A 22,594-nucleotide genomic window follows, 5' to 3' on the forward strand; every position below is an offset into this window, starting at 1 on the left:
ACCACCAGAATCAGGCGAGTGAGCGAGCCGCCCGAATACGACGCGTTCTTCTCGTGCAGCCGGGCGTTGGACGGCACGCTCGCCCCTGAGCTGCGGCGCGGTGTGGAGCGGTTCGCGAAGCCCTGGTACCGGCGGCGGGCGGTGCGGGCGTTCCTCGACGACACCCCGCTGCCGGACACCCCCGGCCGCTGGGCGTCGATCGAGTCGGCGCTGGGCCGGTCCCGCTGGCTGGTGCTCCTCGCGTCACCGGAGGCGGCGGCCTCGCCGCGGGTCGCCCGCGAGGTCGGGTGGTGGCTGGAACACCGGTCGGCACACCGGGTCCTGGTGGTGCTGACGGCGGGGGAGTACTCGGCGTCGGTGCCGGCGGCGCTGCGGACCGCGCTGGGCCAGGAACCGCGCTGGGTCGACCTGCGGTGGCTGCGCTCGGCCGATCAGGTCGACCCGTCGAACCCGCGGCTGCGGGCGGCCGTCGCCGGCATCGCGAGCACCGTGCGGGGCGTGCCAGAGGACGACCTCGTCGGCGAGCACGTCCGCGAGCGCCGCCGGACCGTTCGGCTGGCGCGCGGTGCCGTGACGGCACTGGTGCTGCTGACCGCCGCCGTGCTGGTGGCGGCGTTCCTCGCGGTGGGACAACGGGACTCCGCACGCGACGAGGCCAGGACGGCGACCGCCCGCGGCCTGGCGTCGGCGGCCGTCGCCTCGGTGCGCACGGACCTGTCGCTCGCGCAGGCCCTGGCGGCCGAGGCGTACCGGGTCGAGCCGAACGAGCAGACGCGCGCCGCGTTGTTCCAGGCGCTGACCGCGAGCCCGCAGCTGGACCGGTACGTGCCCGTCGGCGGGGTGGTGTCGTCGCTCGCGGCCTCGGCGGACGGGAAGGTCGTGGTCGCGGGAACCGAGGACGGTCGCGTGGTGCGGCTGCCGCTGACCGGCGGGCGCACCGAGGAACGCGTGTCGTCGAACCCGGTCAGCGCGGTCGCCGTGAGCGCGGACGGCGGGGTGGTCGTGGCGGCCTCCTCAGGTTCCGCGCTGCGCTGGGACCGTTCCGGCGCGCACCGGACCGACCTGCCCGGCCACCCGGCCGTGCTGACCGCGGTGTCACCGTCCGGCCGGTTCTCCGCCGTCTACACCGCACCGGCCGCGGACGGTGCCACCACCGGCACCCGGACCGTCCACGACGGACAGACCGGCCAGGTGGTCACCCGCGCGGAGACCGCGTCGCCGGTGACGTTCCTGCGCCTGCCCGACGACGGCACACTGTTGGAGGTCTCCTACGACAGCTGGGTTCGCCGCTCACCCGTGACCCTCGACGTCACCTCGGCCACACCGGCGGGTCCCGCACCCGCCTTCGGTGTCCGGGCCGGCCTCTCGCCGAACGGCGACCACTACGGCTACTCGTGGGAGGGCGAGACCGCGCTGTGGACCACCACGGCCGCGTTCACCCCGGCCCCGTTGTCCCGCGTCCCCACCGGCCGCGCCAGCCCGTCGTTCGTCGCGGTCAGCCCGGACGGCGCACGCACCGCCGTCGCCGACACCGGCACGATCCACGTCTACGACATGACCGGCCCCGACCCCGGCGAACGCCTGTGGCTGGAGGGCAACACCGCCACGCCGTTCGTGGAGTTCCTGGGCGACGGCGACCACCTGGTGTCCGCCACCCGCGACCAGCTGGTGCTGTGGGACCTGACCCGCAACACCCGCATCAGCCGGCCGGAGCCGACAGCGGTGCCCCTGGTGTGCACGGCGTGCCCGCCCCCGTTCGTGGCGTCGGCGAACGGCCGGACCGCCGTGGCCTCCGGCGAGGAGCTGGCGGTCGACTCCCGCGCACTCGGCGCGGAACAGCCGAACCTGTTCGGCCCGCCCGTCTGGAACGGCGACCACCTGTTCCTGGTGACCACCCCCGACGGCATCGGTGAGACGTGGGAGGTGCGCGACGGCATGCGCCGCCTCGCGCAGTGGAAGGGCACGGTCACAGCGGACCACGTGCTGGCCATGGCCGTCTCCGCCGACGAACGCCGCGTCGTGACCGTGAACGAGCTCGGCGACGTGCAGGTCCTCGAAGGCCCCGACCTCGCCGTTGCGCGAACGACCACCCTGAACCGCGAACTCTCCCAAGACGGCTGGCCGCCCGCGGGCCACCTGGCGGCGGTGAGCCCCGACACCGCTTTCGCCGCCGTCGCGACCCCGGACTCCGTCACGGTGGTCGACGTGTCCACCGGCACCCAGCACCCGTTGCCCGGCGGCAAGGCCCGAGCGGTGACCTTCACCCGCGACACCCTGCTCGTCCAGCGCGCCGACCGCATCGAGGCCTGGAACCCCGCCGGCACCTCGCTGCGGCACACGTTCCGCACCGACCCGGGCTACCTGCCGGGCCTCTCGGCGAACTCCACCTTCGTCACCCAACTCCGCCGCGACCGCGTGCTCGTCCTCTCCTGGCTCGCGACCGGCGACCTGGTCGGCGAGGTGCGCCTGGCCGAACAGGCGGGCAGGTACGGCCGCATCGGCACGGCGTTCGACGGCGACACGCGCCTGCTGACGGCGATCTCCGAAACCGACCTGCGCACGTGGGACCTGTCGGCCGAGAACTGGGTGCGCGCTGCCTGCGCCTCTGCGGGGCGGGCGGTGACGGAGGAGGAGTGGCAGCGGTTCGCCGGGAGTCCGCCGGGGGAGCTGACCTGCGGGTGAGGGGGTTCAGCGGCCGGTTCTGGGGTTGTTTCGCTTGTCGGTGCGGTCGAGGTAGGCCGCCGGGACGTGTTGGGTGAGCCACACGCCGTTCGCGCTGACCCGGAACTCGTGCCCGTCCGCGTGCATCCCCTTGGCATCCACGACCAGGACCAACGGCCGCCCCCTGCGCGCCCCGACCCGGCGAGCGGTCTCCCGGTCGGGCGACAGGTGCACGTCGTGCCGCGCCATCGGCCGCAACCCGTCGCGCATGATGTCGTCCAGGTACTGCTCGACGGTGCCGTGGAACAACTCGTCCGGCGGCGTGGCTGGTGCGAGCGCGAGGTCGACCTCGACGCTGTGCCCCTGATTCGCCCGAATCCGGTCGCCGTCGATGGTGAAGCGCTGCTTGTCGTTCCTGCGGACGACCTCTTCGAGTTCTTCGCGGCTGACCTTGAGCGCGGCGAGGAGGTCTGCGGTCGCGACCCAGCCCTGGGCGTCGAGGGTGAGGCCGAGGCGTTCCGGCTGGTGTCTCAGGGCCTTCGACATCCGCTTGGAGAGGCGGATCATCCTTTCGTCTTCCATGGCCCTCAGGAAAGCACGGCGGTCGAGCGGTTTTCGGTGCTCAGCCTGGGGTGTCGAGGCGTGCGCATCACTCGGACGGGTGAAGGTTGTCCGGATCTGCGTCCTGGGTCGTCTGATGGGGTGGTGAGTTCGAATTCGTGTCCGGAACTCATGATCGAGTTCGCCCCGGGATGAGGAGGCGCGGGGGCCGGCAGAGGTTCGTGGTGAGGAGTCAGCGTCTGGAGAGGTGAGCGCCGGGAGGGGGAGTCGGGAGGGACGAGCGTCGGGGAGGAACGCCGTCAGGGCGGGAACTGGTCTGCGGACGTCGGGCAAGGCGCGCGACCGGGGTGCTCAGGCGACCTGCCCGCTGCACATCGCCCGCGCCAACGCACCGCGTCCACGGCACCGCCGCGCGTCCACGGCACCGCCACGTCCCCGCAACGCGCCAACGCGCCAACGCGCCAACGCCACCGCGGCGTGCCACCGCGGCGCCCACCGCCGCGCCGCGGCCCACCCCCGCACCGCCGTCCACCGCCGCGCCGCGCGCCCGCGCCACCGCGGAGCCCACTACGCCGACCCGCCCTCCAGCACCGGCTTCAACCGCGGCGCCCCGGGCCCGAGCTCCGCCTGCTCGTCGTCGATGTTCTGCAACGCACAACTGCGCAACGACAAACACCCACACCCGATGCACCCCGTCAGCCGGTCCCGCAGCCGGAAGAGCGCGTCGATGCGGGCGTCGAGCTCGGCTTTCCACGAGCGGGACAGCCGTTCCCAGTCGGACTTGGTCGGGGTGCGGTTGTCGGGGAGCTGGGCGAGGGCGTCGCGGACGGCTTCGAGGGTGAGGCCGACGCGTTGCGCGGTGCGGATGAAGGCGAGGCGGCGCAGGACGGAGCGGGGGTAGCGGCGTTGGTTGCCGGCGGTGCGCACGGAGCCGATGAGGCCGCGGTCCTCGTAGAAGCGCAGGGCGGTGTGGGGGACGCCGCTGCGTTCGGCGACCTGGCCGATGGTCAGCATTTCGGGCAGCTTGCTCACCCGATCATCGTAGCCGCTTGACCTCCAGCATGGTGGAGGTTGAAGAGTTGGTGGCATGCAACGGATACCGGAAGCTCTTCGCGAGGATGACCGGGGACGAGAAGCACGAGTGGGCCGCCGCCTCCACGATCGACGTGCTGTGGGTCCTCTACGACCGGGTGCTGAACGTGTCGCCGGCGACGGTCGACGACCCGGGGCGGGATCGGTTCCTGCTGTCCAAGGGGCACGGGCCGATGGCGTACTACGCCGTGCTCGCGGAGAAGGGGTTCATCGAGGAGTCCACTTTGGACTACTGGACGTCGTGGGACAGCCCGCTCGGGCAGCACCCGGACCGCGTGCTCGTCAACGGGGTGGAGATCAGCAGCGGGTCGCTCGGGCACGGGTTGCCGATCGCGGTCGGGACGGCCATCGGGCAGCGGGTCGCCGGGAGTGCGGGGCGGACGTTCGTACTGGTCGGGGACGGGGAGCTGGACGAGGGCAGCAACCACGAGGCCATCGCGGTCGCCGCGCGGCGCGGGGTCGCCAACCTCACCGCGATCGTGATCGACAACGAGAGCGCGTGGTACGGCTGGCCGGGTGGGGTCCAGGAGCGGTTCGCGGTCGAGGGGTGGGCGGCGACCACCGTCGACGGGCGGGACCACGAGGCGATCTTCGCGGCGTTGACCGCGCGGTACGACCGGCCGAACGTCGTCGTCGCCAGGACGGGGAAGAGCTCATGACCATGCGCGAGGCGTTCATCAAGACGGTCAACCAGGCGCTGCACACCGATCCGAGGGTGGCTGTCGTGACCGCTGTCATCTCGGCGGTCAACTTTCCACAAGACCACGAACGAGTAGTAGACGTCGGCATTCGCGAACAGGCGATGGTCGGTGTTGCGGGCGGGCTTGCGCTCACGGGACTGCGTCCTGTCGTGCACAGCTACGCGCCGTTTCTGGTCGAGCGGCCGTACGAGCAGATCAAACTCGATATCGGTCATCAGGACGTCGGTGCGGTGTTCGTGAGTATCGGTGCTTCGTACGACGACCCGGTGTGGGGGCGTACACATCAATCGCCGGGAGATGTCGCATTGTTCGACACGCTTCCGGGATGGGAAGTGCACGTGCCCGGTCATCCGGAAGAGGTCACTCCTCTGCTTGAGGAAGCTCTCAAAAAAGACAACCGCGTCTACATGAGGCTTTCGCTGCGCGAGAACGCGCAGGCGTATCCGGTGGGTGAGGGGTTCACCGCGTTGCGTCACGGAAAACGCGGAGTGGTGCTTGCCGTGGGACCGATGCTCGACCGTGTGCTCAAGGCCGTCGAAGCCGAGAACGCCGACGTCACGGTGCTGTACGCGGCAACGGTCCGGCCGTTCGACTCGGACGGTCTGCGGAAAGCGGTCGAGGACACCGACCACGCCGACGTGCTCGTCGTCGAGCCGTATCTCGAAGGAACTTCATCCCACCTGGTTTCCGAAACCCTGCAACAAATCCCGCACCGCGTTCGTTCTACGGGTGTCAAACGACACGCAGAGCTCCGCAACTACGGCACGGCCGAGGACCACGACGCTGCGCACGACCTCGACGTGGTGGGGCTGGGGAGCACTGTGCGGAGTTTCTTCAGGGGGTGAAGGAACATGTTCGCGGTCATGGGGGATGACTGGACCGGCGCGCCTTCCCGCGCCGTTTAGGGGAGAAGGGCGCACGACCGGGCGAGGTGCCCGGTCGTGCGCACCTCCGCGAGTGGGACGTCCCTGGCATGTCGGCAGGGTCTCGCGCGGCGGAGGGGGAATGATGTGCGCGTGAGAATGCTGATCTGGACCCCGTTGAACGCCGCCGAGCTGCAGAAGGACATGCACGGCGCCAACGTCGGTCCCGCGGCGCTCGTCCCCGTGCAGTCGGGGACGGTGCTGCTGCCCTCCCTCGACATCAGGCTCGCCGAGGCCGTGCTCATGGCGGCACGGGTGCGCAAGGTCGCAGGACGCGCCGCCCTGTTCGTGTGGAACGAGAACGCCGCCGCCTGCTACCCGCTCGTCAAGGCCTCACCCGCCGGGCGGGCCTGGTTCTGGGGCGGGCGCGACGACGTGGTGGAGCTGCTCGCGGCGGCCAAGCGGTCCGGCCGGGTCGGGCGGGCCGTCGAGCGGTCGTTCAGCGGCCTGCTGGAGCAGCAGCGCGGCGAGAAGGGGCTGGCCGCGGCCACCGAGCGGTTCACGGCGCTGCAGACCGGCGTCACCGCCGGTGAGGTGCGGGCGGCGCTGGGCGAGCACGACCACGGTGCCGAGGCGGTGCCGCGGTTCCTGCGGGCGTGCGGGCTGCCGGACGTGGCGCAGGTCGCCGAGCTCGCCGAGGAGGGCCGCGCGGACGCCTGGCTGTCCCCGCTCGCCCCGCCGCGCACGGCGGGCTGGCCCAAGGCGCTCATCCCGCCGATCTGGCTGGTGCTGCTGGTCGCGCTGCTCGCGTTCGGCCTGCCCGTGTGGGTGTTCCTGCTCGCCTGGGTGGCCAGCGTCGTGGCGGTCTACGCCGCCGTGGCCGCGGCCGGGAAGCACTTGGTCCAGCGCAAGCCGGTCAACGCCGTGCTGCCGGTAATCCCCGTCACGCAGGGCGCCGCACCCACCGACTGACGCAGACCGACTAACCTGGACGGCGTGGCACGCGTCGTCGTTCTTGACTATGGCTCCGGCAACCTGCGCTCCGCCGAGCGCGCGCTCCAGCGGGTCGGCGCCCAGGTCGAGGTGACCTCGGACGCCGCCGCGGCGCGCAACGCCGACGGGCTCGTCGTGCCCGGCGTGGGCGCGTACGCGGCGTGCATGCAGGGGCTCAACTCGGTGCGGGGCGCGCGGATCATCGGCGAACGGCTCGCCGGTGGCCGGCCGGTGCTGGGCATCTGCGTGGGCATGCAGATCCTGTTCGAGCGCGGCATCGAGCACGGCGTGCTGACGGAGGGTTGTGGCGAGTGGCCCGGCACCGTCGAGCGGCTCGACGCGCCGATCGTGCCGCACATGGGCTGGAACACGGTCAGGGCACCGGAGGGCTCACGGCTCTTCGCCGGGCTTGACGACGACACGCGGTTCTACTTCGTCCACTCCTACGGCGTGCGCAAGTGGGAGCTGGAGCCGGCCGAACACCTCCGGCCGCCGCTCGTGACGTGGGCCGACCACGCGGGCGACGACTTCGTGGCCGCGGTCGAGAACGGGCCGCTGTGGGCGACCCAGTTCCACCCGGAGAAGTCCGGTGACGCCGGGGCGCACCTGCTGCAGAACTGGCTCAAGACCCTGTCGTGACCGCGGCCCGCCGGTGTGTCCGGTGAGGACACCGGTCCGGTTCCCGCTCGCCACGGCCGTCACGGAGCGCGTGCGGGGGGAGGCTAGGCTGAGCGCGTGACGTTCACACTCCTCCCCGCTGTCGACGTGGCCGACGGTCGTGCCGTTCGCCTCGTGCAGGGCGAAGCCGGTACCGAGACGAACTACGGCGAGCCGCTGGACGCCGCCCTGCAGTGGCAGCGCGACGGCGCGGAGTGGGTCCACCTGGTCGACCTGGACGCCGCCTTCGGGCGCGGCTCGAACCGCGAGCTGGTGGCGCGGGTCGTCGGCGAGCTGGACGTGCGGGTCGAGCTGTCGGGCGGCATCCGCGACGACGCGTCGCTGGAGGCCGCGCTGGCCACCGGCTGTGCCCGCGTGAACCTCGGCACCGCCGCACTGGAGGACCCGCAGTGGTGCGCGAAGGCCATCGCCCGGTACGGCGAGAAGATCGCCGTGGGCCTCGACGTGCGCATCACCGAGGAGGGCCACCGGGTCAAGGGCCGCGGCTGGACCTCCGACGGCGGTGACCTGTGGGAGGTGCTGGACCGCCTCGACCGCGACGGCTGCGCGCGGTACGTGGTCACGGACGTGTCGAAGGACGGCACGCTCACCGGCCCCAACGTCGCCCTGCTGGCCGAGGTCTGCGCCCGCACCGACGCGCCGGTCGTCGCCTCCGGTGGGGTGTCCAGTGTGGACGACCTGGTGGCGCTCGCGAAGCTCTCCCGCGACGGCGTGGAGGGCGCGATCGTCGGCAAGGCGCTCTACGCGGGCGCCTTCACGCTCCCGGAAGCGCTTGCTGCGGTGCGTTGACGACGCTCTCGACGTGACGGGCCGCGGCCTCGTGCGTGACACCGGTGGTGTTGAGCACGTCGGCCGCGGTCCCTCCTTCTTCGAGCAGCACGCCGAGCAGGATGTGCTCGGTGCCGATGAACATGTGGCCCAGCCGCAGCGCTTCCCGCACCGCGAGCTCCAGCGACTTCTTGCAGTGCGTCGAGTAGGGCTGCTTCTCCGGGCGCTGCTTCGGCTCCTTCTCCAGCCGGTGCAGCACGGCGATGCGGGTGCTGCCGTCACCGGACTCCAGCTTCGCGATCGTCTTCGCCGCGAGCCCGCCGGACTCGTCGAGCAGGCCCAGCAGCAGGTGCTCGGTGCCGATCCGCTCGCTGAACCGCGCGTGGTGCCGGGCCAGCGCGATCACCCGCCGCGACCGCTGCGTGTAGCGGTCCATCGACGGCTTGGTCAGCTCGGGCGACTCCTTCGGCACGAACCGCTTCTGCGCGGCCTGCTTCGTCACGCCCATGCTCTCGCCGATCTCCGCCCAGCTGGCCCCGCCGCGGCGGGCCTCGTCGACGAAGTGGCCGACCAGGTGGTCGCCGAGCTCGGTGAGCTGCCCGCTGCGCTCAACCGCCTTCGCGAGGCGGGTGAGCACGTCGTCGGCTTCCTCGCCGATCGTGGCGATGAGGTCGGTCAGCTGGATCACGCCGTCAACTCTAGGTTGACGATCTTGATCACGTCAACCGCCGGTTGACGGTTGCCGGGCAGGCAAGTGGTCAGGCGGGGGTGATCTCGATGCCGACCGTGCCGGTGCGGCCGCGGCGCAGCCTGCTGCCGAACACCGTCAGCCAGCCGAGAATCCCGTACTTCTTCGTGATCCCGGCCCTCACCCGGTCGCTCGCGGCGTCGTCGAGGATCCGCGCCCGCGCCGGGATCGAGGCGCCCTTCGGGTTGCCCCGGACGTCGCAGGCGCCGATCTCCACGGCACCGCTGCGCCGGATCCGCTTGACCTTGCCGGTGTCCCTGGCGGTCCAGGCGTAGACGACCGCGCCCTCGCCGGGCACCACCCACACCGGTGTCGGCACCGCGGTGCCGTTCTTGCGGAACGTCGTCAGCAGCAGGTACTTGCCCTCGCCGAGCTCGGTGATCATGGTGTCCCAGCGTAGTCCCGAAAGGGCTGCTTGTAGGCTTTCGGGCATGTCGGTCGCGGTCCGTGTCATCCCCTGTCTCGACGTCGACCGGGGCCGGGTGGTGAAGGGCGTCAACTTCACGAACCTCGTCGACGCGGGCGACCCCGTCGAGCTCGCCAGGGCGTACGACGCCGAGGGCGCGGACGAGCTGACGTTCCTCGACGTGACCGCCAGCAGCGGCGACCGCGAGACGACCTACGACGTGGTGCGCCGCACGGCCGAGCAGGTGTTCATCCCCCTGACCGTCGGCGGCGGCGTGCGCAGCCCGGACGACGTCGACAGGCTGCTGCGGGCCGGCGCGGACAAGGTCAGCCTGAACACGGCGGCGATCGCGCGGCCCGAGCTGCTCAGGGAGTGCTCCCAGCGGTACGGCGCGCAGTGCGTCGTGCTGTCGGTCGACGCGCGGCGCGTGCCCGGCGGCACCGGCTTCGAGGTCACCACGCACGGCGGCCGCACCGGCACCGGCATCGACGCGGTGCGGTGGGCCGCGCAGGGCCAGGAGCTGGGCGTCGGCGAGATCCTGCTGAACTCGATGGACGCCGACGGCACCAAGGCCGGGTTCGACCTGGAGCTGATCGAGCTGGTGCGCCGCGAGGTCGACGTGCCGCTCATCGCGAGCGGCGGCGCCGGCGCGGTCGACCACTTCGCGCCCGCGGTCGCGGCCGGCGCGGACGCGGTGCTGGCGGCGAGCGTGTTCCACTTCGGACAGCTGCGCATCGGCGAGGTGAAGGACGGCCTGCGCCACGCGGGCGTGGTCGTGCGATGACCACCCGCCGCAGGTCGCCGGAGGTGCTGGTGTCCTCGGCGGTCGCGTTCGGCGGCGCGCTGGTGTTCTTCGCCGTCGGCCTGGTGCTGTGGCGGACCAGCGGTGACGCGGACGTGCTGAAGCTGCCGTCGTTCCTCGCCCTCGTCGAGCTGCCCGTCGCCGCCTGCCTGCTGCTGGGCCTGCGGTTCGCGCACTACCCGGCGATGGTCTTGTTCGTGCTCGTCGCCCTGCTGCACCTGGTGATCGTCTTGGCCGACGGCCCGGTGTGGGCCCGCGTCGCGTCCGGCGTGCTGTCCGTCGTGCACATCTACGGAGTGGTCCTGCTCAACACCGGACCCGCTCGTCGACAACTGGGAGGACCCCGGTGAGCAGCCCGCTCGACCCCGCCGTCTCGGCCAAGCTGAAGCGCACGGCCGACGGCCTCGTCTGCGCGGTCGCCCAGCAGCGCGGCACCGGTGAGGTGCTGATGGTGGCGTGGATGGACGACGAGGCGCTGCACCGCACCCTCACCACCCGCCGCGCGACCTACTACTCGCGCAGCCGCAGGCAGCTGTGGGTCAAGGGCGAGACGTCCGGGCACACCCAGTACGTGCACGAGGTGCGGCTCGACTGCGACGGCGACGCGCTGCTGCTCGTGGTCGACCAGGTCGGCGCGGCCTGCCACACCGGCGACCGCACCTGCTTCGACGCCACGGTGCTGCTCGCGGACGCGTGAGGCCGAGGGCGGCCGGTCAGTCCAGGTCGCCCGTCAGGTACCGCTGCATGTTCGGCGCGATCGCCTTCACCACGGTCTCCACCTCCGCCGACGCCAGCGGCTCGAACCGCACCACGTACCGCACGATCCCCAGCCCCACCATCTGCGTGGCGGCCAGGGTCGCGCGCAGTTCGCGGTCCTCCGCCCCGATCTCGGTCAGCAGCTTCGTGAAGATCGCGCTGATGAAGAACGACCGCAGGGCGTTCGCGACCTCCTGGTGGCTGGTGACGCTGCGGATCAGCGCCGCGAAGGTGCCGCCGCCGGTCGCGTCCCAGACGGTCGCGAAGGTGCGGATGATGCGTTCGCCCGCCTCCTCGACCGGGCCGTCGAGCAGGCGCTTGAGGATCTCGGCCGGGTCGAAGGGCAGCTGCAGCACGGACTGGGCGAAGAGGCCCTCCTTGCCGCCGAACCAGTGGTTGACCATGGCCGCGTCCACGCCGGCGCGGGCGGCGATCGCGCGGACCGTGGCACCGTCGTAGCCCTTCTCGACGAAGGTCTCGCGGGCCGCGGCCAGCAGGGCGGCCCGCGTGTCCTCGCCCGCGGCGCGGCGGCCCCGCCGTTTCTGGTTCACTTGGTCCACGGGAGTCATGGTTCAACAGTTGTTGAATTTATGCAACAATTGCCGTCATGGTGAGCGTCATCGGGGCTGTGGCCGCCGCTGGTCTGGGGGCCGTGAGCCCCACGCGTGAGGAGTTCCGCGAGCTGGCCGTGAACCGCCGGGTCATCCCGGTGGTGCGCAGGCTGCTGGCCGACGCGGAGACGCCGGTCGGGCTGTACCGCAAGCTCGGGGCGGACCGGCCGGGCACGTTCCTCCTGGAGTCCGCGGAGAACGGGCGGTCGTGGTCGCGCTGGTCGTTCATCGGCGTGCGGTCCACGGCGGCGCTGACGGCGACCGGTGGTGAGGCGTTCTGGACCGGCACGCGGCCGGTCGGGCTGCCCGACGGCGGCGACCCGCTGCTCGCGTTGCGCGAGACCATCGAGGTGCTGCGCACCGACCCGTTGCCCGGCATGCCCCCGCTGACCGGCGGCATGGTCGGCTACATCGGCTACGACGCGGTGCGCAGGCTGGAGCGGCTGCCGTCCATCGCGGAGGACGACCTGAAGCTGCCCGAGCTGGTCATGCTGCTCGCCACGGACCTCGCGGCGCTCGACCACCACGAGGGCACGGTCACGCTCATCGCGAACGCGATCAACTGGGACAACTCGCCGGAGAACGTCGACGCCGCCTACGACGACGCGGTGCGACGGCTGGACGACATGACCGAGGCGCTGCACATGCCCGCGCCGCCGACCACCGCGGTGTTCTCCCGCCCCAAGCCGGAGTTCCGCCGCCGCCGTTCGCAGGCGGAGCACTTCGCGGCCGTCGAGAAGGCCAAGGAGGCCATCCGGGCCGGCGAGGCGTTCCAGGTCGTGGTGTCGCAGCGGTTCGAGATCGACACGGACGCCGACGCGCTCGACATCTACCGCGTCCTGCGCACGACGAACCCCAGCCCGTACATGTACCTGCTGCGCCTGGACGGCTTCGACATCGTGGGCTGCAGCCCCGAGTCGCTGGTCACGGTGCGCGACGGCAAGGCGACCACTCACCCGATCGCGGGCACCCGCTGGCGCAGCGAGGACCCGGAGGAGGACGCCCTGCTGGAGAAGGACCTCCTCGCCGACCACAAGGAGCGCGCCGAGCACCTGATGCTCGTCGACCTCGGCCGCAACGACCTGGGCCGGGTCTGCAAGCCGGGCTCGGTGCACGTGGTCGACTTCTTCAAGGTCGAGCGCTACAGCCACGTCATGCACATCGTGTCGACCGTGACCGGTGAGCTTCGCCGAGGGCAAGACGGCCTACGACGCGGTCGCCGCCTGCTTCCCGGCCGGCACGCTGTCCGGTGCGCCCAAGCCGCGTGCGATGGAGCTGCATCGAGGAGCTGGAACCCACCCGCCGCGGCCTCTACGGCGGCGTGGTCGGCTACTTCGACTTCGCCGGCGACGCGGACACCGCCATCGCCATCCGGACCGCGCTGCTGCGCGACGGCGTGGCGTACGTGCAGGCGGGCGGCGGCATCGTGGCGGACTCGGACCCGCTGGCCGAGGACAACGAGACGCTGAACAAGGCGGGTGCGGTGCTGGCCGCGATCGCCACCGCGCAGACGCTGAAGCCCGCCGTTGAGGGGTAACCGTCCACTGTGGATCGCCGCGCTCCTGCTGGTGGGCGCGGCGGGTGCCTTCTGGGGTGCTGACCTGGTGCCGGTCGCGCTGCTGAGCCTCGCCGCCGTGGCCGCGGCCGTGGCGGTCAGCGGGGTGGCCCGGCGCGTGCTCGGGGCGCTGCTGGTCGCCGTGGGCGTCGCGGCGGCGTTCGGCGGGCACTGGCTCGCCATCGCCGGCGGTGTGCTCGTGGTGGCCTCCGGCGCGGTCCAGGTGGTCTTCGGCGCGCGCATGCCGAAGATCGGGGTGGGCGGGCAGAAGACCCGCGCCGCGGACCCGGAGAAGGACATGTGGCGCGCGCTGGAACGCGGCGACGACCCCACCGACGGACCGGCGGGCGGATCGACTGACGGTAGGGGGCCGGTCCGGGGTGACACCGACGAGTGAAGATCAACGATCGGCATTCGCGCATGTGACGGGCGAACGACCACGGCTAGCTGCGTGGACGCGGAACCCCCGGTGGTCGGTGCGTTACTCCGGCGGGGTTAGCATCCCCGTAGCGGGAAGGGGTTCAAGACTGTGACGGTTCTCGAGTCGATCCTCGAAGGTGTGCGTGAGGATCTCGCCGCTCGTGAGGCTCAGTTGTCCTTCGACGTCGTCAAGGAGCGCGCGGCCAAGGCCGCTCCTCCGCTCGATGTGATGTCGGTGCTGCGCGGTCCGAACGTGGGGGTCATCGCCGAGGTCAAGCGCAAGAGCCCGTCGAAGGGCGCGCTGGCCGAGATCCCCGAGCCGGCGGAACTCGCGGCCGCGTACGAGGCCGGGGGCGCCTCGGTGATCAGCGTGCTGACCGAGCAGCGGCGCTTCGGCGGGTCGCTCGCCGACTTCGACGCGGTGCGCAGAACGGTGAAGATCCCCATGCTGCGCAAGGACTTCATCGTGTCGCCGTACCAGGTGCACGAGGCCAGGATGCACGGCGCGGACCTGGTGCTGCTGATCGTGGCCGCCCTGGAGCAGAACGCGCTGGTGTCGCTGCTGGACCGGGTCGAGTCGCTCGGCATGACGGCGCTCGTCGAGGTGCACACGGCCGAGGAGGCCGACCGCGCGCTGGAGGCGGGGTCGTCGGTCATCGGCGTCAACGCGCGCAACCTCCACACGCTGGAGGTCGACAAGGACGTTTTCGGCCGGATCGCTCCCGGACTACCCTTCGAGACGGTCAAGATCGCCGAGTCCGGTGTGACCGGGCCCGGTGACCTGATGTCCTACGCCGGAGCGGGCGCCGACGCGGTGCTCGTCGGTGAGAGCCTGGTGACCAGCGGCGACCCCAAGGCCGCCGTGAACAAGCTCGTGACCGCCGGTTCGCACCCGGCGTGCCCGAGGCCGAGCCGGTAAGAGGCGCGGTCGACAACAGCGCTGGAGGAGCCACCCGATGGGCCAGTTCACGCCCACGCCGCACGACCCCGACAACCGCGGCCACTTCGGCCCGTGGGGCGGCCGGTTCGTCCCGGAGGCCCTGATCGCGGCGGTGGACGAGCTGGCCGCCGAGTACGACAAGGCGCGCATCGACCCGGAGTTCGTGAACGAGTTCCAGCGCCTGCTGCGCGACTTCGCGGGCCGCCCGTCGCTGCTGACCGAGGCCCCGAAGTTCGCCGAGCACGCCGGCACGCGGGTGTTCCTCAAGCGCGAGGACCTCAACCACACCGGCTCCCACAAGATCAACAATGTGCTCGGCCAGGCGCTGCTCACCAAGCGCATGGGCAAGAAGCGCGTGATCGCCGAGACCGGCGCGGGCCAGCACGGCGTGGCGACGGCGACGGCGTGCGCGCTGCTCGGCCTCGACTGCGTCGTCTACATGGGCGAGGTCGACACCGAGCGCCAAGCGCTCAACGTCGCGCGCATGCGGCTGCTCGGCGCCGAGGTCATCCCGGTGAAGTCCGGCTCCCGCACCCTGAAGGACGCGATCAACGAGGCGTTGCGCGACTGGGTCACCAACGTCGACGAGACGCACTACCTGCTCGGCACCGCCGCGGGCCCGCACCCGTTCCCGCTGCTCGTGCGCGACTTCCACCGGGTCATCGGCATCGAGGCCCGTGAGCAGGTCCTGGAGAAGGCGGGCCGGCTGCCCGACGCCGTCGTCGCCTGCGTCGGTGGCGGCTCGAACGCGATCGGCATCTTCCACGGCTTCATCGACGACGCGGACGTGCGCCTGGTCGGCGTCGAGCCCGGCGGCTCCGGCCTGGACAGCGGCAGCCACGGCGCGACGCTCACGGCCGGCACGCCCGGTTCGCTGCACGGCGCGATGTCGTACGTGATGCAGGACGACGACGGCCAGATCACCGAGGCCCACTCGATCTCCGCCGGTCTCGACTACCCCGGCGTGGGCCCTGAGCACTCGCACCTGAAGGACATCGGCCGCGCCGAGTACTTCCCGGTGACCGACGCCGAGGCCATGGAGGCCTTCGCGCTGCTCTCGCGCACCGAGGGCATCATCCCGGCGATCGAGTCGTCGCACGCGCTCGCCGGCGCGCTGAAGCTCGGCCAGGAGCTCGGCCAGGACGGGCTGCTCGTCGTGAACCTCTCCGGTCGCGGCGACAAGGACATGGACACGGCCGTGGAGTACTTCGGCCTCGCTGACGGGGGACGGGCCTGATGTCGTTGTCCGAGGTTTTCGCCACCGCACGCGCCGAGTCGCGGGCGGCGCTGATCGGGTACCTGCCCGCGGGCTTCCCGACCGTCGACGGTTCGAAGGACCTGCTGAAGGCCATGGTCGAGGCCGGCTGCGACCTCGTCGAGGTCGGCCTGCCGTTCTCCGACCCGGTCATGGACGGCCCGACCATCCAGGCCGCCGCCGAGCAGGCACGGCGTGCGGGCTTCCGGGTGAAGGACCTGTTCGACGTGGTCGACGCGGTGGCGCAGGCCGGTGGCCGCGCGGTCGTGATGACGTACTGGAACCCGGTGCTGCGCTACGGCGTGGACGCGTTCGCCCGCGACCTCGCCGCGGCCGGCGGGCTCGGCATCATCACCCCGGACCTGGTGCCGGACGAGGCCGATGACTGGATGGCCGCCTCCCAGGCGCACGGGCTGGACCGGACGTTCCTGGTCGCGCCGTCGTCGACCGAGGAGCGCATCGCGATGACCGCGAAGGCGTCCTCCGGCTTCCTGTACGCCACGGCGGTCATGGGCGTCACCGGCGCCCGCGACGTGGTGTCGTCGGATGCTCCCGAACTGGTCGCGCGGGTGCGTGAGCACACCTCGCTCCCGATCGGGGTCGGGCTGGGCGTGCGCAACGGCGCGCAGGCCGCCGAGATCGCCGGGTTCGCGGACGGCGTGATCGTCGGGTCGGCGTTCGTGTCCGCGGTCGCCGAAGGCGATGGCGCGGTGCGCGCACTGGCGGCGGACCTCGCGAAGGGCGTGCGGTCGGCCGCGGCCACCGTCTGACGGTCCCTTGGAGTGAATCCAAGGGGCTCTGGTTCGAACGCCTGATCGAATGAAATCGGCCCGTTCGAGGTCGAAAACGCCGAAAACCGCTGGTCGAGCTGCGATCGTGGTCGTATGCACAAGCCAGCTCCCGTCCCGGCGTGCCACACTGGTGTGCGCCGGGCGGTTTTCGGAGGTGATGCCCAGTGGCGGCTCCAGTCGAAGTGGCGGGGACCGACTACCTGTTGCCCAGGCACGTCGGCCCGTGGACGCTCGACGACGTCCTCTCACTGCCGGAGGACGGTAGTCAGCGCATCGAGCTCGTCGACGGGATGCTGCTAGTGAGCCCGCTGGGGTCCTACCGCCACCAGCAGCTGGTGTTCGACATTGCTGCCAGTCTGCGTGCGGCCTGCCCGGACCACTTCGAAGCCACGATCGAGCTGAACGTCCTGCTGTCCAGCGGCCGGCTGGTCATCCCTGACTTCACGGTCGTCAAGCCGCGCGAGGCGGGTGTCATGTTTCCCGTCTCGGACGTGGTCCTGGTCGGCGAGGTGTTCTCACCGAGCACGCGGCTCAACGACGAGGGGCTCAAGCGCGCCCTCTACGCGAAGGCCGGTATCCCGTACTACCTGATGGTCGACCCCGGTGAGTCCGTCGTCGAGGCGACCCTGCTCGAACGTCAGGGCACCGAGTACGTCGAGATCGCCCGCAGCCGGAACGGTGAGCTGAAGCTGCTGAAGCCGTTCCCGGTCACCATCGGGTTCTGATCCCGTACAGCCACTCCAGCCGGTCGTGCAGGTCAGCCGCGCTCCACGCCGCGAACATCGCGTCACGGGCCGCGGCTGCCTCCCCGGCCGGGTGGTAGACCTCCCGCCCCATCGACCGTGAGGCGTGGTGCACGCGCGCTGTTCGCTCCGAACGCAGGGCGACGTACCGCGCGAAGGAGCCGTCCACGTCACGCGGGTCGAACACCGACGAGAGGCACACGGCGTCCTCCAGCGCCTGGCAGGCGCCCTGCGCGGCGTACTGCAGCACCGGGTGGGCGGCGTCGCCGAGCAGCACGACCCGGCCGTCCCGCCAGTCCGCGACCGGTTCGCGGTCGCACAGCACCCAGGCCCGCCACTCGTCGGCCAGCGCCATGACCCGCGCCGCGTCCGGGCACAGCGGCGTGAAGTGCTCCAGGACGTCGGCGTGCTCGACGGGCACGCCGGACAACGGGTCGCGGGCGCCGTTGTCGGTGGTGGCGACGAGGTTCACGAGGCGGCCACCGGCGATGACGTACCAGACGACGTGGAAACGGGGACCCGCCCACAGCGTGACCACGTTCTCCTTCAGCTCCGCGGGCACCGCGTCCGCCGGGATGACGGCGCGGAACGTGGTGTGCCCGGACACCACCGGGTCGCCGTCGCCGACCAGCTGACGGCGGACCGCGGAACGCAGGCCGTCGGCGCCGACCAGGGCCGTGCCGCGGACGCGCGCGCCGGACCGCAGCACCGCCGTGACCCCGGAGCCGTCCTGCTCGTAGGACGTGACGGCGCTGTCCGGGCGCAGGTCCACGAGGTCGCGGCAGGCGGCGAGCAACGGCGCCAGCACGTCGTCGCGGTGTACGACCGCGTACGTGCCGAACCGGGCCCGGAAGCCCTCGTCGACCGGCAGCGACGCCACCACCCGGCCGGAGACGCCGCAGCGCAGCCGCAGCTCGTCGACGTGCACGGCCCGTGACCGCACCGCGGGACCGACGCCCAGCGCGTCGAGCGCGCGGAAGCCGTTGGGACCGATCTGGACGCCCGCGCCGATCTCGGTGAACTCGGCCGCCGCCTCCAGCACCGCCACGCGGTGCCCGGCGCGGGCGAGACCGAGCGCTGTCGCGAGGCCGCCGATGCCGCCGCCGACCACCAGGACCGTCATGTCAGGCCTTCCTCACCGGGGACGGTCAAGATAACGATCGAGCGTCCCCACAGGAGGCTCACGGGGCCACCGGTACGGTGGGCGGCGTGTTGAACGGGTTGAACTCCGTCGTGCTGGCCACGATCCCGAGCCCCGACCGCGGTGTCTGGTACCTCGGTCCGCTCCCCCTCAGGGCCTACGCGCTGTGCATCATCGCGGGCATCGTCATCGCCATCTGGTGGGGCGAGCGCCGCTGGGTCGCGCGCGGGGGCGTCAAGGGCGAGGTCACCGACATCGCCGTGTGGGCGGTGCCGTTCGGTCTCGTGGGTGGCCGGCTCTACCACGTCATCACCGACAACCAGAAGTACTTCGGGCCGGGCAGGAACCCGCTCGCGGCGCTGGAGATCTGGAACGGCGGCCTCGGCATCTGGGGCGCGATCGCCCTCGGTGCGGTGGGTGCCTGGATCGGTTGCCGGCGCAAGGGCATCCCGCTGCCCGCGATGGCCGACGCGCTGGCGCCCGGCATCGTCGTGGCGCAGGCCGTCGGACGCCTCGGCAACTACTTCAACCAGGAGCTCTTCGGCGCCGACACGACGCTGCCGTGGGGCCTGGAGATCTACCGCCGGGTCACGCCGGACGGCCGTGAGGACATGCTCGCGGGCGTCGCCGTCGACCACACGCCCATCCAGGTCGTGCACCCGACGTTCCTCTACGAGCTGCTGTGGAACCTCGGTGTCGCCCTGCTGCTGGTGTGGGCCGACCGCCGGTTCCGCCTGGGCCACGGCCGGGTGTTCGCGCTGTACGTCGCGGGCTACACCGCGGGCCGGTTCTGGATCGAGCTCATGCGCACCGACGAGGCGACGCTGGTGTTCGGCCAGCGCGTGAACGTGTGGGTGTCGGCGCTGGTGTTCCTGGGCGCGGTCGCCTACTTCGTGATCGCGAAGTCGCGTGGGCCGCGGGAGGACGTCGCGGCACTGCGCGGCACCGGCGAGCCGAAGACCGAGGACGGCGGCACCGAGACCGCGGAACCCGCCGAGACCGAGACCGCGGCCGTGGCGGCCGACAAGGACAAGACCGGCTCCCAGGCGGAGTCCGTCAAACCGGAGTGACCGAGTGCGCGTGCTCGTCGTCGAGGATGACGACCGGGTGGCCAGGGGCCTGCTGACCGCGTTGCGGCACGCGGGCTACGAGGTGCACCGGGTGGCCACGGCCGCCGACGCCCTCAAAGCCGCGCCCGCGGACGTGGTGCTGCTCGACCTCGGCCTGCCCGACGGCGACGGCCTGGACGTGCTGCGCGAGCTGCGGCACCGGCCGGGCACCGCGGTGATCACCGTGACCGCGCGCGGTGAGGAACGCGAACGCGTCCTGGGCCTGCGCGCGGGTGCCGACGACTACGTGGTGAAGCCGTTCGGCACCTCGGAGCTGCTCGCCCGCATCGAGGCGGTGCTGCGCCGCACCCGCACCCACCGGGCGGAGCCGGAGGCCGAGGGCCCGGTGCGGGTGGGCGCGCTGAGCATCTCCGTGCCCACCCGCGTCGCCACCCTCGACGGCACGCCGCTGTCGCTCACCCGCAAGGAGTTCGACCTGCTCGCGCTGCTCGCGACCAGGGCCGGTGAGGTGGTCAGCCGCGACTTCATCGTCGACCAGGTGTGGCAGGCGCACTGGGAGGCGCCCTCGCGCACGCTGGACACGCACATCGCGGCGTTGCGCGGCAAGCTCGGCACCGACGTGAAGATCGAAACCGTGAGGGGCGTCGGCTACCGCCTGGCCACCTAGCTTCTCCGGCAGGTGCGGGGCGAGCAGGGTTACCGGGGGTGACTTCGGGAACACGGCACTGCGGGGTGTCGTCGCGGTACCGGATGATGAACGCCGTGAGGTGCCCGATGCGAACCCGTGACGGCGGCTGATGCTGCGCAGACTCCTCGTCATCACCGTCCCGCTGCTCGTCGCCCTCGTCGCCGCGCTCGGCATCCCGCTCGCCTCCGCCGTGGTGCAGCGCGAGACCCAGACGACCTACCTCGACCGCCTCGGGGACGCCAGCCGGTTCGCCTCGCTCGCGGAGAGCGCGTTGCAGTCGGACCGCACGGAGCTGCTGCGCGACGAGTTCGACCGGTACGACGACGTCTACGGCATCACGGTGGCGCTGGTCAGCGCCGACCGCAGCGTGCTCATCACCTCCCGCAACGGCTTCGACCCGCACGACGACCTGGTCGAGGGCGGGCTCAGCGCGGCGCTGTCCGGGTACTCGCCGCCGGCCGGGTACTCGGGCTGGCCGTGGCGGACCGACCCGATGGTCGTGGTCGAGCCGGTCGGGCGGGACAGCGAGGTGGTGGCGGCGGTCGTCACGATCTCGCCGACCGCCGCGCTGCGCGGCGAGGTGCTGCGGCAGTGGGGGCTGATGGGGCTGGCCGGGCTTGCGCCGATGCTCGCGGTGGTCGCGGCGGCGTGGCCGATGTCGCGGTGGGTGCTGCGGCCGGTGCGCCGGCTCGACGAGGCCACGGCGGCGGTCGCGCAGGGCAACCTGGAGGTGCGCGCGGACGAGATCGGCGGGCCGCCGGAGCTGCGCAGGCTCGCCCGCAGCTTCAACACCATGGTCGACGTCGTCGGCAGGGCCCTGACCAGGCAGAAGGCGTTCGTGGCCGACGCGTCGCACCAGCTGCGCAACCCGCTGGCCAGCCTGCGGCTCGCCGTCGACAACCTGGAGCCGCACGTCGGCGGCGAACACGGGCGGGAGGCGCACCAGATCGCCGTGGACGAGGCGGAGGAGATGGGCCGGGTGCTCGACACGCTGCTCGCCGCGACCCGCCTCGACAGCGCCCGCGACACCGAACCCGTCGAGATCGACCAGCTCCTCGCCACGCACCGGGCCGGCTGGCAGGCGCTCGCCCACCGGGCCGGGGTCGAGCTGAAGGTCACCGTGCCACCGGGGCTCACCATGCAGGAACCGCCCGGCGGCCTGGGCAGCGTGCTCGACGAGCTGGTCAGCAACGCCATCCGCCTCGCCAACGCCACCGAGGTCGTGGTCACCGGCGCGAAGGGCGAGCTGCACGTGGTCGACAACGGCGACGGGCTCACCGCCGATGAACGCGAGCACGCGCTCCAGCGGTTCTGGCGCGCGACCAAGCACCAGAACGTGCCCGGCACCGGCATGGGCCTCGCCATCTGCGCCGAGCTGATCGAGTCTGCGGGCGGTGCGCTCACGCTGCACGACGCCGGTCCCGGCCTCGACGTGAAGATCAGCCTCAGCGCTTGACCGAGCGGAACCACCGCATGGCGCCCTCGTGCAGCGGCACCTCACCGGTCGCGATGCCGGTGCGCACGTTGATCCGCGACGCCTCGGGGTGCCCCTCCACGATCCGCGCGGTCTCGGTGAACACCGTCCGCGTCACGACCTCCACCACGTCCGCGCTCAGCGACTCGTGCGCGAGCAGCAGGTTCGGCACCGCGAACGTGTGGCAGGCCGGGATCGGGTTGTACACCGACTGGGGGATCGTGGCCGGGATGTACGGGCCGCGGAACTCCCGGTGGAGTCGCACCGCCTCGTCCTGGAGGTTGATCAGCCGCACCTGGTCCTTGATGTTGTAGACCGCGTCGGTCGGGATGCCGGTCAGCGCGAGCAGCGCGTCCAGCGAGCCGTCGGCGAGCCGGCGCGAGGCCACCGCGTGCGCCATGCGTTCGTCCACAGCGGACGCACCGCCGAGGTACTGCAAGAGCCGCCGTCCGGTGAACTCCGTGCCGGAACCCACGGGCCCCAAAGAGATCCGCTTGCCCGCGAGGTCCGCGAGCCGTTCGATGGACGACTCCTTGCGCACCGCGATCTGCATGAAGCTGTCGTAGAGCCGCCCGACCGCGCGCACGCTCTCCGGCGGCTCGATCGCGTCCAAAGAGGACAGCGCCAGGTCGGCCTTCCCCTCGGCGAGCAGCCGCAGGTTCTCCACCGACGCGCCGGTCGGCTGCGCGACCACCTCGGTGCCGGGCAGCTGCTCGGCGAGCACCCGTGCGAGCGCCGCCCCGATCTCGCGGAACACCGCCCCGTCCGGGCCGGTGGCCAGCACGAGCCGCGCGGGTGCCTCGACCTTCCGCGGGGTGCACCCCGTGAGAGCGAGGGCACCCCCTAGCAGAAGTGTGCGACGGCTGAGCGACACCAC

Annotated in this window: 24 protein-coding genes and 1 pseudogene; 18 read left to right on the top strand and 7 right to left on the bottom strand. The window is 71.9% G+C overall.

Annotated features, from left to right (window positions below):
- Positions 1-18 precede the first annotated feature (18 nt).
- Entirely contained in the window at positions 19-2,682 is a 2,664-nt protein-coding gene (locus ACVDFE_RS14615) for a hypothetical protein (protein ID WP_458430755.1), read from the top strand.
- Between the two features lie 6 nt (positions 2,683-2,688).
- Here the strand turns inward: ACVDFE_RS14615 and ACVDFE_RS14620 are convergent, their stop codons facing one another.
- The gene (locus ACVDFE_RS14620; RefSeq protein WP_360390393.1) at positions 2,689-3,243 is read right to left on the bottom strand and encodes an RNA 2'-phosphotransferase; all 555 of its coding nucleotides are present in this window, start codon (positions 3,241-3,243) and stop codon (positions 2,689-2,691) included.
- Between the two features lie 546 nt (positions 3,244-3,789).
- On the bottom strand, positions 3,790-4,236 hold the full coding sequence (gene soxR, locus ACVDFE_RS14625) for a redox-sensitive transcriptional activator SoxR (RefSeq protein ID WP_458434336.1): 447 nt from the start codon (positions 4,234-4,236) through the stop codon (positions 3,790-3,792).
- 104 nt (positions 4,237-4,340) lie between these two features.
- On the opposite strand from soxR, the gene ACVDFE_RS14630 reads away from it, so the two are divergent.
- From ACVDFE_RS14630 to priA, 5 genes are all read left to right on the top strand, one after another.
- Positions 4,341-4,973 carry a thiamine pyrophosphate-dependent enzyme gene (locus ACVDFE_RS14630; protein ID WP_458430756.1) on the top strand — a complete coding sequence of 211 codons (633 nt, stop codon included), beginning with the start codon at positions 4,341-4,343 and terminating at the stop codon, positions 4,971-4,973.
- On the top strand, positions 4,970-5,860 hold the full coding sequence (locus tag ACVDFE_RS14635) for a transketolase family protein (protein ID WP_458430757.1): 891 nt from the start codon (positions 4,970-4,972) through the stop codon (positions 5,858-5,860). The genes ACVDFE_RS14630 and ACVDFE_RS14635 overlap by 4 nt, the downstream gene beginning before the upstream one ends.
- 171 nt (positions 5,861-6,031) lie before the next feature.
- Entirely contained in the window at positions 6,032-6,850 is an 819-nt protein-coding gene (locus tag ACVDFE_RS14640; RefSeq protein ID WP_458430758.1) for a hypothetical protein, read from the top strand.
- A gap of 24 nt (positions 6,851-6,874) precedes the next feature.
- The gene (gene hisH, locus ACVDFE_RS14645) at positions 6,875-7,510 is read left to right on the top strand and encodes an imidazole glycerol phosphate synthase subunit HisH (protein ID WP_360390377.1); all 636 of its coding nucleotides are present in this window, start codon (positions 6,875-6,877) and stop codon (positions 7,508-7,510) included.
- Positions 7,511-7,606: 96 nt separating this feature from the next.
- Positions 7,607-8,338, top strand: coding sequence for a bifunctional 1-(5-phosphoribosyl)-5-((5-phosphoribosylamino)methylideneamino)imidazole-4-carboxamide isomerase/phosphoribosylanthranilate isomerase PriA (priA, locus tag ACVDFE_RS14650; RefSeq protein ID WP_360390374.1), 732 nt, complete (start codon positions 7,607-7,609; stop codon positions 8,336-8,338).
- Here priA and ACVDFE_RS14655 read toward each other — a convergent pair.
- Entirely contained in the window at positions 8,304-9,005 is a 702-nt protein-coding gene (locus tag ACVDFE_RS14655) for a Clp protease N-terminal domain-containing protein (protein ID WP_360390372.1), read from the bottom strand. The genes priA and ACVDFE_RS14655 overlap by 35 nt on opposite strands.
- A 70-nt stretch (positions 9,006-9,075) precedes the next feature.
- A complete protein-coding gene (locus tag ACVDFE_RS14660; RefSeq protein WP_458430759.1) occupies positions 9,076-9,450 on the bottom strand; it encodes a PPOX class F420-dependent oxidoreductase in 375 nt (124 codons plus the stop codon).
- A 46-nt stretch (positions 9,451-9,496) separates the two neighbouring features.
- On the opposite strand from ACVDFE_RS14660, the gene hisF reads away from it, so the two are divergent.
- The 3 genes from hisF to hisI are packed head-to-tail and all read left to right on the top strand — an operon-like array spanning position 9,497 to position 10,970.
- Complete coding sequence (gene hisF / locus ACVDFE_RS14665) at positions 9,497-10,255, top strand: imidazole glycerol phosphate synthase subunit HisF (RefSeq protein WP_360390367.1); 759 nt, start codon at positions 9,497-9,499, stop codon at positions 10,253-10,255.
- Entirely contained in the window at positions 10,252-10,623 is a 372-nt protein-coding gene (locus ACVDFE_RS14670) for a hypothetical protein (RefSeq protein ID WP_458430760.1), read from the top strand. The genes hisF and ACVDFE_RS14670 overlap by 4 nt, the downstream gene beginning before the upstream one ends.
- The gene (gene hisI, locus ACVDFE_RS14675) at positions 10,620-10,970 is read left to right on the top strand and encodes a phosphoribosyl-AMP cyclohydrolase (RefSeq protein ID WP_360390361.1); all 351 of its coding nucleotides are present in this window, start codon (positions 10,620-10,622) and stop codon (positions 10,968-10,970) included. Before ACVDFE_RS14670 ends, hisI begins: the two co-directional genes overlap by 4 nt.
- Before the next feature lie 16 nt (positions 10,971-10,986).
- Here the strand turns inward: hisI and ACVDFE_RS14680 are convergent, their stop codons facing one another.
- Positions 10,987-11,598 (bottom strand): TetR/AcrR family transcriptional regulator, encoded by a 612-nt coding sequence (locus ACVDFE_RS14680; RefSeq protein WP_458430761.1) that lies wholly within the window; start codon positions 11,596-11,598, stop codon positions 10,987-10,989.
- Positions 11,599-11,636: 38 nt separating this feature from the next.
- Here ACVDFE_RS14680 and ACVDFE_RS14685 point away from each other — a divergent pair.
- The 6 genes and pseudogenes from ACVDFE_RS14685 (at position 11,637) to ACVDFE_RS14710 (ending at position 17,326) form a co-directional block, all read left to right on the top strand.
- Positions 11,637-13,177, top strand: a pseudogene (locus ACVDFE_RS14685) (anthranilate synthase component I).
- The gene (locus ACVDFE_RS14690; RefSeq protein WP_458430762.1) at positions 13,167-13,592 is read left to right on the top strand and encodes a Trp biosynthesis-associated membrane protein; all 426 of its coding nucleotides are present in this window, start codon (positions 13,167-13,169) and stop codon (positions 13,590-13,592) included. Before ACVDFE_RS14685 ends, ACVDFE_RS14690 begins: the two are co-directional and overlap by 11 nt.
- 132 nt (positions 13,593-13,724) lie before the next feature.
- A complete protein-coding gene (trpC, locus tag ACVDFE_RS14695) occupies positions 13,725-14,534 on the top strand; it encodes an indole-3-glycerol phosphate synthase TrpC (RefSeq protein ID WP_360390350.1) in 810 nt (269 codons plus the stop codon).
- Positions 14,535-14,571: 37 nt separating this feature from the next.
- Positions 14,572-15,792 (top strand): tryptophan synthase subunit beta, encoded by a 1,221-nt coding sequence (gene trpB, locus ACVDFE_RS14700; protein WP_458430763.1) that lies wholly within the window; start codon positions 14,572-14,574, stop codon positions 15,790-15,792.
- Positions 15,792-16,580 (top strand): tryptophan synthase subunit alpha, encoded by a 789-nt coding sequence (gene trpA, locus ACVDFE_RS14705; protein ID WP_458430764.1) that lies wholly within the window; start codon positions 15,792-15,794, stop codon positions 16,578-16,580. Before trpB ends, trpA begins: the two co-directional genes overlap by 1 nt.
- A 185-nt stretch (positions 16,581-16,765) precedes the next feature.
- Positions 16,766-17,326 (top strand): Uma2 family endonuclease, encoded by a 561-nt coding sequence (locus ACVDFE_RS14710; RefSeq protein WP_458430765.1) that lies wholly within the window; start codon positions 16,766-16,768, stop codon positions 17,324-17,326.
- Here the strand turns inward: ACVDFE_RS14710 and ACVDFE_RS14715 are convergent.
- The gene (locus ACVDFE_RS14715) at positions 17,310-18,467 is read right to left on the bottom strand and encodes an FAD-dependent monooxygenase (protein ID WP_458430766.1); all 1,158 of its coding nucleotides are present in this window, start codon (positions 18,465-18,467) and stop codon (positions 17,310-17,312) included. The two genes, ACVDFE_RS14710 and ACVDFE_RS14715, sit on opposite strands and share 17 nt — an antisense overlap.
- An 86-nt stretch (positions 18,468-18,553) precedes the next feature.
- Here ACVDFE_RS14715 and lgt point away from each other — a divergent pair, with 86 nt between their 5' ends.
- From lgt to ACVDFE_RS14730, 3 genes are all read left to right on the top strand, one after another.
- Positions 18,554-19,555 (top strand): prolipoprotein diacylglyceryl transferase, encoded by a 1,002-nt coding sequence (gene lgt / locus ACVDFE_RS14720; protein ID WP_458430767.1) that lies wholly within the window; start codon positions 18,554-18,556, stop codon positions 19,553-19,555.
- Positions 19,556-19,559: 4 nt separating this feature from the next.
- Entirely contained in the window at positions 19,560-20,222 is a 663-nt protein-coding gene (locus ACVDFE_RS14725) for a response regulator transcription factor (RefSeq protein WP_360390339.1), read from the top strand.
- 130 nt (positions 20,223-20,352) lie between these two features.
- Positions 20,353-21,699, top strand: a complete 1,347-nt coding sequence (locus ACVDFE_RS14730; RefSeq protein ID WP_458430768.1) for an ATP-binding protein — start codon at positions 20,353-20,355, stop codon at positions 21,697-21,699.
- On the opposite strand, the gene ACVDFE_RS14735 is transcribed toward ACVDFE_RS14730, so the two are convergent.
- Positions 21,689-22,591 (bottom strand): TAXI family TRAP transporter solute-binding subunit, encoded by a 903-nt coding sequence (locus tag ACVDFE_RS14735; protein WP_360390333.1) that lies wholly within the window; start codon positions 22,589-22,591, stop codon positions 21,689-21,691. The genes ACVDFE_RS14730 and ACVDFE_RS14735 overlap by 11 nt on opposite strands.
- Between the last annotated feature and the right edge of the window lie 3 nt (positions 22,592-22,594).

The organism is Lentzea chajnantorensis (genome assembly GCF_054300775.1).